Source organism: Xanthobacter wiegelii (genome assembly GCF_043193855.2).
GTDB classification, from domain to species: Bacteria; Pseudomonadota; Alphaproteobacteria; order Rhizobiales; family Xanthobacteraceae; genus Xanthobacter; species Xanthobacter flavus_A.
The window spans coordinates 3,941,849-3,956,248 of the sequence record NZ_CM195529.1 but is presented as its reverse complement, the minus strand read 5'-3'; the positions used below and the strand labels follow the sequence as shown (position 1 = coordinate 3,956,248).

The window sequence follows — 14,400 nt, the reverse complement described above, 5'->3', positions numbered from 1 at the left end:
CATTGTCCCCCGCTGCTATGATCGAGCTCCCGTTCGGGAGGGAGCCCATGTACAAGAAAATCCTCGTCGCCACCGATGGATCGGCCCTGTCCGTCCTCGCGGTGTCCCACGCCGTCGCGCTCGCCGCCGCGCTTCACGCCGGCCTCGTGATTGTCACCGCCAGCGAGCGCTTCCACCTTTTCAGCACCGAGGCCGACCAGATCGCCGACACGGAGGCCGAATACCGGCGCCAGAGCGGGCGAAAGGCCGAAGCCGTGCTCTCCCGCGCCGCCGCTTCCGCCAGCGCGGCGGGGATCGAGGCCAAGCAGGTGCATGTGGAGGACGACCAGCCCTTCCACGGCATCATCGCCACCGCAGAGGCCGAGGGCTGCGATCTCATCGTGATGGCCTCCCACGGCCGCAGGGGGCTTTCGGCCGTGGTGCTGGGCAGCGAGACGACGAAGGTGCTCACGCACTCCGGCATACCGGTGCTGGTGGTGCGGGAGGAGATGGCCCCCGCCGTCCAGGCCAAGCCAGCCGGTAGCGCGGAATGGCCCGAGCCCAGCCCCGCCTTCCTGGCGCCGGGGCGCTGAGCCGCCTCCCGGCGTACCGCCCGCGCTTGGGACACTGGCCCGCGGCCTTGCGCCAGCGGGGTTTTTGCACTATGTGAGCCCCGTTCGTGGCCGCGCTCCCCAAGCGGGGAGCCGCCCGGGCGGGCAGGGACCGGCGGTATACGCGGGTCCTGATCGTTGGAGGCAGCCCGCCCTGGCTTTCTGTGAGCGCGCAGCGACATCCAATTCATCGCCCGTGCCGCCCGGCCTTCGCGCCGGCCCGCCGCTTTTGCGGCGGCCGTTCGTCATTTCTTGAATGGCGGACACCCGAGCGGCTCGGGCCTCGCAACACGAGATGCCGGCGCAGCAAGTCTGGAGCGTGAATGTCCGCCGTAGAAACCACCCGTGAGGATTTTGCCGCCCTGCTCGACGAGAGCTTCGGCCGTGCCGACACCAATGAAGGTTCGGTGGTCAAGGGCATCGTGGTCGCCATCGAGAAGGATCTGGCGATCATCGATATCGGCCTGAAGACGGAAGGGCGCGTGGCCCTGCGCGAGTTCGCCGGCCCCGGCCGCGAGAACGCCATCAAGGTGGGTGACGAGGTCGAGGTCTATCTCGAGCGCGTCGAGAACGCCATGGGCGAAGCCGTCCTCTCGCGCGACAAGGCGCGCCGCGAGGAAAGCTGGGTCAAGCTCGAGAAGGCCTTCACGGCCAACGAGAAGGTCTTCGGCGTGATCTTCAACCAGGTGAAGGGCGGCTTCACCGTCGATCTCGACGGCGCCGTGGCCTTCCTGCCGCGCTCCCAGGTGGACATCCGCCCGATCCGCGACGTCGGCCCGCTGATGCACAACCAGCAGCCTTTCCAGATCCTCAAGATGGATCGTCGCCGCGGCAACATCGTCGTCTCCCGCCGCACCGTGCTGGAAGAGACCCGCGCCGAGCAGCGCCACGAGCTGGTGCAGAACCTCGAAGAGGGTCAGGCCATCGACGGCGTGGTCAAGAACATCACCGATTACGGTGCGTTCGTTGATCTCGGCGGCATCGACGGCCTGCTGCACGTCACCGACATCGCCTGGCGCCGCGTGAACCACCCGACCGAGGTGCTCAACATCGGCCAGACGGTGAAGGTCAAGATCATCAAGATCAACCACGAGACCCACCGCATCTCGCTCGGCATGAAGCAGCTTCTGGGCGATCCCTGGGAGGGCATCGAGGCCAAGTATCCGGTGGAGGCCCGCTTCAAGGGTCGCGTCACCAACATCACCGACTACGGTGCGTTCGTGGAGCTGGAGCCCGGCATCGAGGGCCTCATCCACGTCTCCGAGATGTCGTGGACCAAGAAGAACGTCCACCCCGGCAAGATCGTCTCCACCTCCCAGGAGGTCGAGGTTCAGGTGCTGGAAGTGGATTCGGCCAAGCGCCGCATCTCCCTCGGCCTCAAGCAGACCCTCCAGAACCCCTGGGAGGCCTTCGCCGAGAAGTATGCGCCCGGCGCGGTGGTGGAAGGCGAGGTCAAGAACAAGACCGAGTTCGGCCTGTTCCTCGGCCTCGACGGCGATGTGGACGGCATGGTCCATCTCTCCGACCTCGACTGGAACCGTCCGGGCGAGCAGGTGATCGACGAATACCGCAAGAGCGACATGGTGAAGGCCGTGGTGCTCGACGTGGACGTCGAGAAGGAGCGCATCTCCCTCGGCATCAAGCAGCTGGCCGGCGATCCCTTCGCCGACGCGGGCGAGGTGAAGAAGGGCGCGGTCGTGACCTGCGAAGTCTCCGACGTGAAGGACGGCGGCATCGAGGTGAAGCTCACCGGCACCGATCTGTCCGCCTTCATCAAGCGCTCCGAGCTCGCTCGTGACCGCAACGACCAGCGCCCCGAGCGCTTCTCGGTCGGCGACAAGCTCGACGCCCGCGTCACCCTGTTCGACCGCAAGGCGCGCAAGGTGCAGGTCTCCATCAAAGCGATGGAAATCGCGGAAGAGCGTGAGGCCGTGGCCCAGTTCGGCTCGCAGGATTCGGGCGCTTCGCTCGGCGATATCCTGGGTGCCGCGCTGAAGCAGCGCGCCGCCGATGCCACCGTCGACGAGGTCGAGAAGGAGGACTGATCGCCACGCGCGATCGGACCGTCTGAAAGAACGAAGGGCCGGTGCATTGCACCGGCCCTTTTTTTCAACCCGTGCGCCATTCGGACGCCGCCCGGCGTTCTTGTGCCGGGATCGGTGCGGACGTATCCCAGTCTTGATGTCAAAAATCGGGAGGTTTTGCCATGAAGCGCAGGATGATTTCCCTCGGCGTCGTCGCCGCGGTCTCGCTCGCTGCCACGGGGTCGGCCTTCGCCCTCACCGGCAAGGAATTCCTTCGCAAGTACAACAAGGACAAGGACAGCACCGTCGAGATCGTCGAGGCCATCGACCTCGGGACCAAGGTGTTCAAGGCCATCAATCCCGACAAGGACAAGACCCTGGAGGCCGCCGAGACCAAGGGCCGGCTGTCCGACGAGGACTGGGCGCAGTTCAACAAGGACGGTGACAAGACGCTGGAGCTGGACGAGTGGCTCATCATCGTCCGCAAGCGCTTCAACGATGCCGATGCCAACAAGGACGGCAAGCTGACCGAAGCGGAGCTGGATGCCCCCGCCGGCCAGCAGCTCATTCTGCTCATCGCCAAGTGACGCGGGGCTGACGCGCGCCTGACGCGAGCGTGAGGGAGTCGGGGAGGGCGCGGCGTCCTTCCCCGATGGAAAGCACGTGGGCGCCCCCCATAGCGGCGCCTCCCGTCCCCTGCTTCGTCTCAGTTGAGGCGCAGAAGGAAACGTCGGTTCACCGCCTGCAGCGGGCGGGCGTTCATGGGGAAGATGGCGCGGAAGGCGTCGATATCCGCCTGCGCCACTTCGATGGGCGCCGCGAACACGTTCCAGTCCACGATTTCAGAGCAGGGCGGGGTGGTCAGCGACCCCTCGTAGCGATAGGTGCCGCGGGCCGATGGCAGAAAGCCAGCCGGATTGAGCGGGGCGGCCAGCGTCTTGTCTCCGGCCGCGCGCGGCGCCGCCGCCATGATGGTGGAGAGAGCGGCATTGGCCGTGCCGGGCACCATGAAGACGCCCGCCACCAGAAGCCCGCCCTCGGGCGCGGCATGGACGAAATGCGCTTCCATGGCGGTGCGCTTGCCGTCCACGGCATGCTCGCTCGGCGCATGGAAGTGGAACTGCTTCAGCGCATAGGTCTTGCCGCCGAGGGTGGCGGTGCCGCCGTCCCCGGTCACGTCGGCCTGAATGGTGTGGCCATTGTTCACCACCTTGTAGGCGAACGGTTTCCACGCGAGCATGGGGCCGGCGCTCTCGGCTTTCACCGCGCCTTCAAGATTAATGGGCGACTGCTGGGTGCCGACCGAACAGGCGGAAAAGCCTTTCTCCAGCGAACCCCATTCCTGCGGGCCGCCAAGGCCTTCGTACGTCCAGTGCGCGCCCTCGGAGGCGCGTGCGGCAGTGGCGCAAACGGGACAGGCAACCAAGCCCGCAAGCAGCGTGCGTCGATTTATGGTCATGGATTTCCCCCCTTGATCTGGCAGCGATCCGCCATGGTGAGGCTTATCAAAGTGGCGGGTGCGCGCCAAAGCTGAGTCCGCTCCGAATCGGATCAGATGGCGTGTGGGGGAATCCCTGCGAGGAGGGTCGCGACGATCGCCGCGGGGTCTTCCGCACGCATGATGCCGCCCATGACGGCGACGCCTTTCGCGCCAGCCCGGAAGCAGATCGGCAGGGTATCCGCGTCGATGCCCGCGAGGGCGATCACCGGCACCGACGAAGTGCGGGCAAAGGCTCCAAGGCCGGCCACGCCTAGAGCCGGGCCGTGCCCCGGCTTGGAGGTGGTAGGGAAAACCGGGCTGGCGGTGAGGTAGTCGAGGACGCCTGGCGCAGCCACAGCGGCTTCGGCGAGGCTGTGGGCGGAGAGGCCCACCAGCGCGTCGGGGCCGAGCAGCGCCCGGGCCGCCGCAGCATCCCCACCGCCGGACAGGTGCACGCCGTCGGCGCCAGCTGCGCGCGCCAGCTCCGGTGTCCCGTGGAGCGTCAGGCGCGCGCCCCATGGCGCGGTGACGATGCGCAGGCGGGCGACAAGCGCGATCTGTTCCGCTTTGGGAAGATCCTTCTCACGCAGGCTGATCCACCGAACGCCGCCGGCGCAGGCCGCGCCTACCACGTCCGCCAGATCGCCGCGCGCCAACCTGCGGTCGGTGATGAGCAGCAGCGGCGGCGATGGCAGGCGGGTCAGCGGGTCAGCTCCCGACGAGGCCGAATTCGGGGCTGGAGGCTTCGGCGTGAAGCTTGCGCGGAATGCGCCCCGCGAGGCGGGCGAGGCGGCCGCCCTCCACCGCGTGGCGGAAGGCGGTGGCCATACGCACCGGATCAAGCGCCTTGGAGACGGCGGTGTTCAGCAGCACCGCCGCGCAACCCAGTTCCATGGCCAGCGCCGCATCGGAGGCGGTGCCGATGCCTGCATCCAGTACCACCGGCACCGGGGAGCGGGCGCAGATCAGCTCGATCATGTGCGGGTTGGCGATGCCGAGGCCGGTGCCGATCATGGAGCCCAGCGGCATCACGGTGGCGGCGCCGAGATCGGCCAGCTTCTGGCAGGTGACCGGATCGTCGTTGCAATAGGGCAGCACGACGAAGCCGCGCGAGACCAGCTCTTCCGTCGCCTTCAGCAGCTCCTCCACATTGGGATAGAGCAGCTCGCGGTCGCCGATGACCTCCAGCTTCACCCAGTCCGTCTCCAGCGCCTCGCGGGCGAGCTCGGCGGTGAGCACCGCGTCCTTCGCGGTCTGGCAGCCGGCGGTGTTGGGCAGGATGTGGACGCGGCCGGTGAGCAGGTCCGTCAGGCTCTCCTCATAGCCGGCGAGGCTGATGCGGCGGATGGAGGCCGTCGCCATCTCGCTGCCCGAGGCGGCGAGCGCATCAAGGAACACCTTCTGGTTGGGATAGCCCGCCGTGCCCAGGAACAGCCGTGACGAGAAGGTGCGTCCGGCGATGACGAGGGGATCGGCGTTGGGAGTCTGGAACGCGCTCATGGTGCTTCTTCCCGGCGCCCATTCAGGAGCGCCCTGTTTTGTTGGGCCGGGGCTCAACCGCCCTGCTTGGCCTCGATGATCTCAACGGCGTCGCCTGCGGAAAGGCGCGCCTCGGTCCAGGTGCGGCGGGGCACCACGGCGCCGTTCACCGCCACCGCGATGCCCTTGCGCTCCGGCTCCAGCCCTTTGGCGACGAGCAGGTCGGCGACGGTGGCCACGGGATGGGCCTCCTCGGCGCCGTTCACCTTCAGGGCCAGCATGGTGCTCACTCCGCCGCCGCGCGCGGCGGGCCGAAGCGCTCCGCGCCGAACGGCAGGGCGACATCCGCCATTGTGCCGCCGAGGATGTGGTCGGCGATCACCTGCGTCGTCACGGGTAGAAGGAGGATGCCGTTGCGGTGATGGCCGGTGGCGTAGACGAGGCCGTCCACCTCCGGGCTCGGGCCGAGGATGGGCGCGTCGTCCCGGCTACCGGGGCGGAAGCCGACCCATTGCTCGACGATGCTCAGTTCCTCCAGCGTCGGCAGCGCCCGCCACGCATGGGTGAGCAGCGCCAGCTGGCCGCCGGCCGTCAGGTCCGTGTCGAACCCCTTCTCCTCGGTGGTGGCGCCGATGATGAGACGTCCGTCGCGCCGAGGCACGAGGTAGGAGCCCGGTGCCCACAGGACATGGGAGAGGATGGGCGCGGCCGGGTCCATGCGCAGGGAGAGCATCTGGCCCTTGATGGGGCGCACCGGCAGCGGCGTCGCCGGGGTGATGTCCACGCCCCGGCTCCAGGCGCCGGCCGCGAGCACCACCACGTCGGCGGCATGGTGCGTCTCGCCCGTGACGACGCCGGTGGCGCGGCCGCCGGCCGTCTCCACCCGGCTGACCGGGGTGTGTTCGTGGAGCCTCGCGCCAGCCTTGAGCGCGGCGATTTTCAGCGCGGCCGCCACCCTGCGGTTGTCGACTTGGTGGTCCTGCGGGCTCAGCACGCCGCCGGCGAGGCGTGGCGCCAGATAGGGCTCGCGTCGGCGGACCTCGGCGGCGCTGAGCCACTGGACGGGCAGGCCCAGCCCCTGCTGGAAGGCGAAGAGGTGGCGCAGCTTGGCGAGGTCATCCGCCGTGAGGGCGATGGTGATCGTGCCTTCGGTGCGCAGGTCCACCGGCTCGCCGGAGATGCGCTCCAGCTCCGCGGCGAAGGCGGGCCAAAGGGTCTGGCTGGCGCGGGTGAGGGGGAGCAGGCCTTCCTCGCCCGGCTCGGCCTCGGCGCAGGCGGCGAGCATCCCGGCGGCGGCGCGGCTCGCGCCTTGCCCGGTCTCGCCGGCATCGAACAGGTCCACCGGGCAGCCGGCGTCAGCGAGGCGCCATGCGAGGGCGAGGCCGATGACGCCGCCGCCGACGATCGCCACACGGGGCTTCGCCTTGCCTGCCGATCCGGAGCCGGCTTGCGACGATGGTGCGGAAACAAACTGCGACAAGCTCTCGCTCATCGGCATCTCCCTACGCTGGCATGATCCAGACAGGTTCGATGGGTATGATCTCAGCCGCGCATGATGCGCGGCACCCCAGGCCGTATCTGTTATTTACTCATGCCGGCCGCAGAACTGCAAGAGGCGGGCGCGTGGGACGCGGCGGACCTCAGCGGTTGAGTTCGCTTTCGTCCAGCTGGCGCGCCTCGTCGGCGAGCATGATCGGGATCCCGTCGCGGATGGGATAGGCGAGGCGCGCTGCGCGGGAGATCAGCTCCTGGCGCTCGCGATCATATTCCAACGGCCCCTTGGTGAGGGGGCAGACCAGGATTTCGAGCAGCTTGGGGTCGACGTCATGGCCGGGACGCTGGGACTGGATCATGTTCTCGCTCTTCAGGGCCGCGCGCTGGGATGGCACGGGTTCGGCGGCGCGCCACCATAGCGGCGACGGTGCCGCCTTTCACCTGCGTTTTTCGCGCCATCACGGTTCCTGATGGTCATATCAAGCGGTTTCGCTGTCTTTTCAGCTGCACACGTCCTAATGAAGCGGCCCTGAACAGCGCCGGGAGCCGCATGGATCGACGTCTGGCCATAGGGCTTCTTCTCGGCTTCGTCGCGGTGGTGATGTTCGGCGCGACGCTGCCCCTCACGCGGTTTGCCCTGCACGATTTCAGCCCCTCCTTCATCAGCTTCGGCCGCGCGGCCCTCGCAGGTTTCGCGGCGCTGGGGCTGGTGCTGGTGATGCGCCGGCCGTGGCCGTTCGGCCAGCGCGCGGTGCTGTGGCGCCTCGCTGTCTCCTCCGCCTGCCTGATTTTCGTGTTCCCGCTGGCCATCGGCGTCGCCACCCAGACGGTGCCGGCGGCCCATGGCGGCATCGTGCTTGGACTTCTGCCCCTGTGCACGGCCATCGCCGCCATGTTGCTGGCCGGGGAACGGCCGGGCCTCGGCCTGTTCGCCGCGAGTGCGGTGGGGGCCGGACTGGTGGTGGCCTTCGCCTTGCGCAATGGCGCGGGCGGTGCGCTGGGGATGGGCGACAGCCTGCTGTTCCTCGGCGTCATCGCCTGCGCCATCGGCTACGCCGTCTCGGGCGGCCTCGCCCGCACCATGTCGGGGTGGGAGGTGATCGCCTTCATGCTGATCCTCTGCCTGCCGGTGACGCTGCCGCTCGCGCTCCTCACCTTTCCATGGGGCGGGGCGGGGGACGTTGCGGGCGCCTCCTGGGCGGCGCTGGTCTATCTCGGCCTGTTCAGCCAGCTCATCGGCTTCTTTTTCTGGAACGCCGGGCTCGCCACAGGCGGCATCGCCCGCGTCGGGCAGATGCAGTTGCTGCAAACCTTCGTGACGGTGGGCCTCGCCTGGCCGATCAATGGCGAGGTGCCGGACGCCGAGACCATCGCCTTCGCCGCAGGCGTGGCGCTGGTGGTGGCCGTGGCGCAGCGCACCCGCTCCCGGCCGCGCTGACCCCCAAAAGCAAACGGCCCGCCGAAGCGGGCCGTCCGTCACTCTCAAAGTGTTGAAACGCTCACGCCGCCTTGGAACGGGCGGTGATGAGCTTGCGGTTCACCAGCACCTCGGCAATCTGCACCGCGTTCAGCGCGGCGCCCTTGCGCAGATTGTCCGACACGCACCAGAAGGCGATGCCGTTGTCCACGGTCGGGTCGTCGCGCAGGCGCGAGATGTAGGTCGCGTCCTCGCCGGCTGCCTCGTGGGGGGTGGCGTAGCCGCCCGGCTCACGGGTGTCGATGACGAGGATGCCCGGCGCCTCGCGCAGGATCTTGCGCGCGTCGTCGGCCGAAAGCTCCTTCTCGAACTCCACGTTCACCGCCTCGGAGTGGGAGATGAAGACCGGCACGCGGACACAGGTGGCCGTGAGCTTGATCTTGGGGTCGAGAATCTTCTTGGTCTCGGCCACCATCTTCCACTCTTCCTTGGTGTAACCGTCGTCCATGAAGACGTCGATCTGCGGGATGAGGTTGAAGGCGATGCGCTTCGGAAACTTCTTCGGCTCCACCGGATCGGAGACGAAGATGGCCCGCGTCTGGGAGAACAGCTCGTCCATGCCGTCCTTGCCGGCGCCGGAGACGGACTGGTAGGTGGAGACCACCACGCGCTTGATGGTCGCGGCATCATGCAGCGGCTTCAGCGCGACCACGAGCTGCGCCGTGGAGCAGTTCGGATTGGCGATGATGTTCTTCTTGGAGAAGCCGACGATGGCGTCCGCATTCACCTCGGGAACGATCAGCGGCACGTCCGGGTCCATGCGCCACTGGGACGAATTGTCGATGACGACGCAGCCCTGCGCGCCGATCTTCGGCGACCATTCCTTGGACACGGCCCCGCCGGCCGACATCAGGCAGATGTCGGTGTCGGAGAAGTCGTAGGTCTCAAGCGCCTTCACCTTCAGGGTTTTGTCGCCGTAAGAGACTTCCACGCCCTGCGACTTTCGCGAAGCGAGCGCAACGACCTCGTCCGCGGGGAAGCCCCGCTCGTCGAGGATCGAGAGAATCTCCCGGCCCACGTTGCCCGTGGCGCCGACGACGGCGACCTTGTAACCCATGATGTTCCTCGGATGTATCGGCCCATGCGGCCGAAGACCGTGCTTTTAGGCCGAACCCCCTAGCCTTGCAAATCGAAGATTCGCGATCAGCCATGCCATCGGCGCAAGCGACTGTTGCGTGAACGCCACGCGCCGGCCGCGAGACGGCGGGAACATGGCGCCGAGGAGGCGGGTTTCCTTGCGCAGGGGACAAACGTCTATTAATCCAGTCAAGGTCGGCCCTGCGCCGATCTGGGAGGATGCCATGGGTTTCGCTTCGTTCACCGCCTTCGCTTCTCTTGCCCGCACGGGCCTGAAGACGGCGCTCTCGGTGTCGCTGGCGGTCGCGGCCATCGCGGCGACCACGGGTGCCTTCTCCATCGCTTCCGCCGACAGCGCCGAGGCGCAGACGGTGAAGAAGCGCAATCGTATCGTCGTCGAGCGCCGCTCGTATCTCGACGCCGGAACCGTGGTGAAGCCCGGCTCCAAGTCCTATCTCGACTACGCGCTTTCGCCCGGCTACTTCTACCCGACCTATGGACCCACCGCCGCTGGGCCCGGCCCGATCACTGGCCTGCGCTGGCCGCTGCCGGGCGCCTTCGACCTGCCGGGGTTTTGAGCCAAGGCAACCGAAGCAACCGAAGAAGACGGAAGGGGCCGCCTCGCGGCCCTTTTTTGTGGCGTGAAATCACAGCGATTTCGCGGTGTTTAATTTTTATCCCGGCCAAGCATGACATTTCCGCCCGTGCGCGCCATAACGGCCGTATGCCGCGACGTCGGCCCGACCCTCCAGCGCAAGATGCCCCCTAAGAGCCCATGCCCCGCCCCCGCTTCGCGCTGCCGATGCTGAGCCGCCAGTCGCGCCGAAGCGTCATTCCGGGCCTGCGGCTCTCGCTCGGCCTCACGCTGCTCTATCTCGGCCTCATCGTGCTCCTGCCCATCGGCGCGCTGCTGCTGAAGGCGGCGGATGTGGGCTTCGAGCGCTACATCGCCATCATCACCTCGCCGCGCACGCTCGCCTCCTTCCAGGTGACGCTGACCACGGCGGCGCTGGCGGCGCTGTTCAACGCGGTCTATGGCCTTGCCCTCGCCTGGGTGCTGGTGCGCTACGAGTTTCCCGGCAAGCGCCTGCTTGATGCCATGGTCGACGTGCCCTTCGCCTTGCCCACGGCGGTGGCTGGCCTCGCGCTGACGGCGCTGTTCGCCAAGAACGGCTGGTTCGGCGCGCCGCTGGCGCAGTGGGGCATTCAGGTGGCTTACGCTCCGGCCGGCATCGTCTGCGCCATGGCCTTCACCTCGATCCCCTTCGTGGTGCGCACGGTGCAGCCGGTGCTGGAGGACATGGAGCCGGAGCTGGAAGAGGCAGGCGCGACGCTGGGCGCGAGCGACCTCACCATCTTCCGCCGCATCATCTTTCCCGCGATCTTCCCGGCCTTCCTCGCCGGCACGTCGCTGGCCTTCGCCCGCTCTTTGGGCGAGTTCGGCGCGGTGGTGTTCATCGCCGGCAACCAGCCGTTCCGCACCGAGATCGTGGCGCTGCTCACCTTCATCCGGCTGGAGGAATATGACTATGCCGCCGCGGCGGCCATCGCCGTCACCATGCTTGGCCTCGCCTTCCTCATGCTGCTGATCGTCAACGCCGTGCAGGCGTGGCACCAGAAGTTCGCGATGGGGGATGCCTGATGGCGTATCCCGTCAACCGCCACCGCCTGCGCGTCGGCGACGGCACGGCAACCCGCGCGGTGATTCTCACATTGGTGCTGGCGACCACTGCGCTGGCGCTGATCGCGCCGCTGGCGGTCATCTTCGCCGAGGCCTTCGCGCGCGGCCTCCCGGCCTATCTCGAAGCGCTCGCCCGGCCCGATACGCTGCACGCGGTGGGGCTGACGCTGCTCGCCGCCATCATCTGCGTGCCGCTCAACACCGCCTTCGGAATCGCGGCGGCCTGGGCGGTGACGAAATTCTCCTTCCGCGGCCGCAACCTGCTGCTGGCCCTGGCGGAGCTGCCCTTCTCCATCTCGCCCATCGTGGCCGGCGTCGCCTATCTCTTCGTCTATGGGGCGCAGGGGCTGTTCGGGCCGTTCCTGCAGGCAAACGACATCAAGATCATGTTCGCGGTGCCGGCCATCATCCTCGCCAGCCTGTTCGTCACCGCGCCCTTCGTGCTGCGCGAGCTGGTGCCGCTGATGATGGCGCAGGGGCGCGACGAGGAGGAAGCGGCGGTGAGCCTGGGCGCCTCGGGCTTTGACGTGCTGCGGCTCGTCACCCTGCCCAACGTGAAGTTCGCGCTGCTCTACGGCGCGGCCCTGTGCAATGCGCGGGTGATGGGCGAGTTCGGCGCCGTCTCCATCGTCTCTGGCAACATCCGGGGCCAGACCTCGACCCTGCCGCTGCAGATCGAGCTGCTCTATCAGGACAGCCACACGGTCGCGGCCTTCGCAGCCGCCACCGTGCTCGCCGGCGTGGCACTGTTCACGCTGGTGGCAAAATACCTGATCGAGCGGGCGGAACGGGCACGGGGCGAGATCATCGCGCCGCGCCGGCCGGGGCATTGATCGGCTCGGCTGCGGTCTTCGACCGGTGCCGAGCGTCTTCGCTCAGGAGCCGCACCGCTTGAGATAGCCTCACGCCGCCGCAGCGGTGCCGGTCGCGGCGGCGATTTCGCGCTTCATGGCGGCGATGGTCGCGGCATAGTCCTTGGCGCCATAGATGGCGCTGCCGGCGACGAAGGTGTCCGCCCCGGCGGCCGCGATGGCGCCGATATTGTCCACCTTCACCCCGCCGTCGATCTCCAGGCGGATGTCGCGGCCCGAGGCGTCGATGCGCTCCCGGATGGCCTTGAGCTTGTCCAGCGCCGAGGGGATGAAGGCCTGCCCGCCGAAGCCGGGATTCACCGACATGACCAGCACGAGGTCGAGCTGCTCCAGCGTGTAGTCCAGCACAGAGAGGGGGGTGGCCGGGTTCAGCACCAGGCCCGCCTTCACGCCCTTGGAGCGGATGAGCTGGAGCGAGCGGTCCACATGCTCGGACGCTTCCGGGTGGAAGGAGATGAGGTCGGCGCCGGCGCTCGCGAAGGCCTCGATCATGCCGTCCACCGGCCTCACCATGAGGTGGACGTCCACGAACGCCTTCGTCGCCTTGCGCAGGGACTGGAGGATCAGCGGGCCGATGGTGAGGTTGGGGACGTAATGGTTGTCCATCACGTCGAAATGGATCCACTCGGCACCGCCCTCGAGCACCGCATCCACCTCGGCACCGAGGCGGGTGAAGTCCGCCGAAAGAATGGACGGGGCGATGATGGGATAGGCGCGGGCCATGGCAATCTCCTCAACGTCTGGAGAGCCGGGGTCCGGCACAAGACTGCGCCGAAGGCGGCTCCCTTCATGACCGTCCCTGAAAAGAGCCTGCTGCGCAGGATCCTTCCATGGATCCCGGATCAGCGCTCCAGCTTCGCTGTGGCTTGTCCGGGGAAAGAGGCGGCCATGGCCGCCTCAGGCACTCTATAGGCACGGCGCCGCGTGGGCGCCAGCCGTCCGCTCAATGCACCCGTTCAATGCACCCGTTCAATGCACCACTTGCGCGAGTTCGCCGGATGCGTAGCGCCGCGCCATGTCGTCCAGCTCGATGGGGCGCACCATTTCCGCCTTGCCGGCGGAGCCGAAGGCCTCGAAGCGGGCGATGCAGACCTTCTTCGCCTCGTCCATGGCGGCGGCCATGAACTTGCGCGGGTCGAACTCGCTCTTGTTCTTGGCGCCGACGCGGCGGATGGCGGCGGTCATGGCGAGGCGGATGTCGGTGTCGATGTTCACCTTGCGCACGCCGTAGCGGATGCCTTCCTGGATCTCCTCCACCGGCACGCCGTAGGTCTCCTTGATGTCGCCGCCATAGGTGCGGATTTCCTCAAGCAGTTCCTGCGGCACCGAGGACGAGCCGTGCATCACCAGATGGGTGGTGGGGATGCGCTGGTGGATCGCCTTGATGCGGTCGATGGCGAGGATGTCGCCGGTGGGCTTGCGGGTAAATTTGTAGGCGCCGTGGGAGGTGCCGATGGCGATGGCCAGTGCATCGCACTGGGTGGCCTTCACGAACTGCGCGGCCTCGTCCGGATCGGTCAGCAGGCGGGAATGGTCGAGGGCCTCCTCGGCACCGTGACCGTCCTCGGCCTCTCCCTTGCCGGTCTCCAGCGAGCCGAGGCAGCCAAGCTCGCCTTCCACCGACACGCCCACCGCATGGGCCAGTTCCACCACCTTGGCGGTGACGGAGACGTTGTAGTCGTAGTCGGCGGGGGTCTTGCCGTCTTCCTTCAGGGAGCCGTCCATCATCACCGAGGAGAAGCCGGACTTGATGGCGCCCATGCAGACCGCGGGGGAGGCGCCGTGGTCCTGGTGCATCACCACCGGGATTTCGGGATAGGCCTCCACGGCGGCGGCGATGAGATGGCGCAGGAACGGCTCGCCGGCATATTTGCGGGCGCCGGCGGAGCCTTGCAGGATGACCGGCGAGGACGTGGCGCGCGCCGCATCCATGATCGCCTTCACCTGCTCCATGTTGTTCACGTTGAAGGCTGGCAGTCCGTAGGAATGCTCCGCCGCATGGTCGAGCAGCTGGCGCATGGAAACGAGGGCCATTGTCCTCTCCTCTTCAATGTTCAAGTCGGCGTCTCGGAATGCGAGCGCCATGGTCCCGTTCGTCCCGCCATCCCCCGGCTTGTCCGGGGGATCCACGATGCCGTTTGGCCGGTGTCCGCTGTCCTTCACCGGTCATGCGGGCCGGTGGATGCCCCGGACAAGCCGGGGGCATGACGGCCGTAGAAGCGGGCC

General features: G+C 67.7%; 16 protein-coding genes and 1 riboswitch. Of the genes, 7 read left to right on the top strand and 9 right to left on the bottom strand.

The genetic code is table 11. The features are described 5' to 3' along the window. Window positions 1-47: 47 nt before the first annotated feature. From V5F63_RS18455 to V5F63_RS18445, 3 genes are all read left to right on the top strand, one after another. Window positions 48-572 carry a universal stress protein gene (locus tag V5F63_RS18455; RefSeq protein ID WP_394100666.1) on the top strand — a complete coding sequence of 175 codons (525 nt, stop codon included), beginning with the start codon at window positions 48-50 and terminating at the stop codon, window positions 570-572. 341 nt (window positions 573-913) lie between these two features. Continuing rightward, complete coding sequence (gene rpsA / locus V5F63_RS18450; RefSeq protein WP_209484727.1) at window positions 914-2,635, top strand: 30S ribosomal protein S1; 1,722 nt, start codon at window positions 914-916, stop codon at window positions 2,633-2,635. Window positions 2,636-2,796: 161 nt separating this feature from the next. Further along, window positions 2,797-3,201, top strand: coding sequence for an EF-hand domain-containing protein (locus tag V5F63_RS18445; RefSeq protein WP_209484725.1), 405 nt, complete (start codon window positions 2,797-2,799; stop codon window positions 3,199-3,201). Between the two features lie 119 nt (window positions 3,202-3,320). Here the strand turns inward: V5F63_RS18445 and V5F63_RS18440 are convergent, their stop codons facing one another. The 6 genes from V5F63_RS18440 to V5F63_RS18415 form a co-directional block, all read right to left on the bottom strand. Next, window positions 3,321-4,073, bottom strand: coding sequence for a carbonic anhydrase (locus V5F63_RS18440; RefSeq protein ID WP_394100667.1), 753 nt, complete (start codon window positions 4,071-4,073; stop codon window positions 3,321-3,323). A gap of 92 nt (window positions 4,074-4,165) precedes the next feature. Further along, window positions 4,166-4,765 carry a thiamine phosphate synthase gene (locus tag V5F63_RS18435; RefSeq protein WP_509210837.1) on the bottom strand — a complete coding sequence of 200 codons (600 nt, stop codon included), beginning with the start codon at window positions 4,763-4,765 and terminating at the stop codon, window positions 4,166-4,168. Between the two features lie 37 nt (window positions 4,766-4,802). After that, window positions 4,803-5,594: a thiazole synthase gene (locus V5F63_RS18430; RefSeq protein WP_209484721.1), complete on the bottom strand. Its 792-nt coding sequence runs from the start codon at window positions 5,592-5,594 to the stop codon at window positions 4,803-4,805. 53 nt (window positions 5,595-5,647) lie between these two features. Next, window positions 5,648-5,854 carry a sulfur carrier protein ThiS gene (thiS, locus tag V5F63_RS18425; RefSeq protein ID WP_209484719.1) on the bottom strand — a complete coding sequence of 69 codons (207 nt, stop codon included), beginning with the start codon at window positions 5,852-5,854 and terminating at the stop codon, window positions 5,648-5,650. A gap of 5 nt (window positions 5,855-5,859) precedes the next feature. Then, window positions 5,860-7,065 (bottom strand): glycine oxidase ThiO, encoded by a 1,206-nt coding sequence (gene thiO / locus V5F63_RS18420; RefSeq protein WP_394100668.1) that lies wholly within the window; start codon window positions 7,063-7,065, stop codon window positions 5,860-5,862. Further along, a riboswitch (TPP riboswitch) is annotated at window positions 7,054-7,153 on the bottom strand. (Overlaps the previous gene by 12 nt.) A gap of 60 nt (window positions 7,154-7,213) precedes the next feature. Further along, entirely contained in the window at window positions 7,214-7,426 is a 213-nt protein-coding gene (locus V5F63_RS18415; RefSeq protein WP_024280433.1) for a Trm112 family protein, read from the bottom strand. A 191-nt stretch (window positions 7,427-7,617) separates the two neighbouring features. Here V5F63_RS18415 and V5F63_RS18410 point away from each other — a divergent pair, with 191 nt between their 5' ends. After that, window positions 7,618-8,505 (top strand): DMT family transporter, encoded by an 888-nt coding sequence (locus V5F63_RS18410; RefSeq protein ID WP_209484715.1) that lies wholly within the window; start codon window positions 7,618-7,620, stop codon window positions 8,503-8,505. A 61-nt stretch (window positions 8,506-8,566) separates the two neighbouring features. On the opposite strand, the gene V5F63_RS18405 is transcribed toward V5F63_RS18410, so the two are convergent. Next, complete coding sequence (locus V5F63_RS18405; RefSeq protein WP_209484713.1) at window positions 8,567-9,601, bottom strand: aspartate-semialdehyde dehydrogenase; 1,035 nt, start codon at window positions 9,599-9,601, stop codon at window positions 8,567-8,569. A gap of 244 nt (window positions 9,602-9,845) precedes the next feature. Here V5F63_RS18405 and V5F63_RS18400 point away from each other — a divergent pair, with 244 nt between their 5' ends. The 3 genes from V5F63_RS18400 to cysW all read left to right on the top strand — a co-directional run bounded on the left by V5F63_RS18400 (window position 9,846) and on the right by cysW (window position 12,135). Further along, complete coding sequence (locus tag V5F63_RS18400) at window positions 9,846-10,199, top strand: hypothetical protein (protein WP_245327219.1); 354 nt, start codon at window positions 9,846-9,848, stop codon at window positions 10,197-10,199. Window positions 10,200-10,396: 197 nt separating this feature from the next. Then, window positions 10,397-11,263, top strand: coding sequence for a sulfate ABC transporter permease subunit CysT (gene cysT, locus V5F63_RS18395; protein WP_209484711.1), 867 nt, complete (start codon window positions 10,397-10,399; stop codon window positions 11,261-11,263). Continuing rightward, complete coding sequence (gene cysW, locus V5F63_RS18390) at window positions 11,263-12,135, top strand: sulfate ABC transporter permease subunit CysW (RefSeq protein ID WP_394100669.1); 873 nt, start codon at window positions 11,263-11,265, stop codon at window positions 12,133-12,135. The genes cysT and cysW overlap by 1 nt, the downstream gene beginning before the upstream one ends. Window positions 12,136-12,204: 69 nt before the next feature. On the opposite strand, the gene rpe is transcribed toward cysW, so the two are convergent. After that, the gene (rpe, locus tag V5F63_RS18385; protein ID WP_394100670.1) at window positions 12,205-12,897 is read right to left on the bottom strand and encodes a ribulose-phosphate 3-epimerase; all 693 of its coding nucleotides are present in this window, start codon (window positions 12,895-12,897) and stop codon (window positions 12,205-12,207) included. Window positions 12,898-13,143: 246 nt separating this feature from the next. Further along, a complete protein-coding gene (fba, locus tag V5F63_RS18380; protein WP_394027901.1) occupies window positions 13,144-14,208 on the bottom strand; it encodes a class II fructose-bisphosphate aldolase in 1,065 nt (354 codons plus the stop codon). Between the last annotated feature and the right edge of the window lie 192 nt (window positions 14,209-14,400).

What these genes read in the sequence shown, in the direction of transcription:
- V5F63_RS18415 (WP_024280433.1), bottom strand. Translation starts at nt 7,426, where the DNA reads ATGATCCAGTCCCAGCGTCCCGGCCATGACGTCGACCCCAAGCTGCTC.
- rpsA (WP_209484727.1), top strand. Translation starts at nt 914, where the DNA reads ATGTCCGCCGTAGAAACCACCCGTGAGGATTTTGCCGCCCTGCTCGAC.
- cysT (WP_209484711.1), top strand. Translation starts at nt 10,397, where the DNA reads ATGCCCCGCCCCCGCTTCGCGCTGCCGATGCTGAGCCGCCAGTCGCGC.
- V5F63_RS18445 (WP_209484725.1), top strand. Translation starts at nt 2,797, where the DNA reads ATGAAGCGCAGGATGATTTCCCTCGGCGTCGTCGCCGCGGTCTCGCTC.
- thiS (WP_209484719.1), bottom strand. Translation starts at nt 5,854, where the DNA reads ATGCTGGCCCTGAAGGTGAACGGCGCCGAGGAGGCCCATCCCGTGGCC.
- V5F63_RS18440 (WP_394100667.1), bottom strand. Translation starts at nt 4,073, where the DNA reads ATGACCATAAATCGACGCACGCTGCTTGCGGGCTTGGTTGCCTGTCCC.
- V5F63_RS18410 (WP_209484715.1), top strand. Translation starts at nt 7,618, where the DNA reads ATGGATCGACGTCTGGCCATAGGGCTTCTTCTCGGCTTCGTCGCGGTG.
- V5F63_RS18400 (WP_245327219.1), top strand. Translation starts at nt 9,846, where the DNA reads ATGGGTTTCGCTTCGTTCACCGCCTTCGCTTCTCTTGCCCGCACGGGC.
- cysW (WP_394100669.1), top strand. Translation starts at nt 11,263, where the DNA reads ATGGCGTATCCCGTCAACCGCCACCGCCTGCGCGTCGGCGACGGCACG.
- V5F63_RS18405 (WP_209484713.1), bottom strand. Translation starts at nt 9,601, where the DNA reads ATGGGTTACAAGGTCGCCGTCGTCGGCGCCACGGGCAACGTGGGCCGG.
- rpe (WP_394100670.1), bottom strand. Translation starts at nt 12,897, where the DNA reads ATGGCCCGCGCCTATCCCATCATCGCCCCGTCCATTCTTTCGGCGGAC.
- V5F63_RS18430 (WP_209484721.1), bottom strand. Translation starts at nt 5,594, where the DNA reads ATGAGCGCGTTCCAGACTCCCAACGCCGATCCCCTCGTCATCGCCGGA.
- V5F63_RS18455 (WP_394100666.1), top strand. Translation starts at nt 48, where the DNA reads ATGTACAAGAAAATCCTCGTCGCCACCGATGGATCGGCCCTGTCCGTC.
- fba (WP_394027901.1), bottom strand. Translation starts at nt 14,208, where the DNA reads ATGGCCCTCGTTTCCATGCGCCAGCTGCTCGACCATGCGGCGGAGCAT.
- thiO (WP_394100668.1), bottom strand. Translation starts at nt 7,065, where the DNA reads ATGAGCGAGAGCTTGTCGCAGTTTGTTTCCGCACCATCGTCGCAAGCC.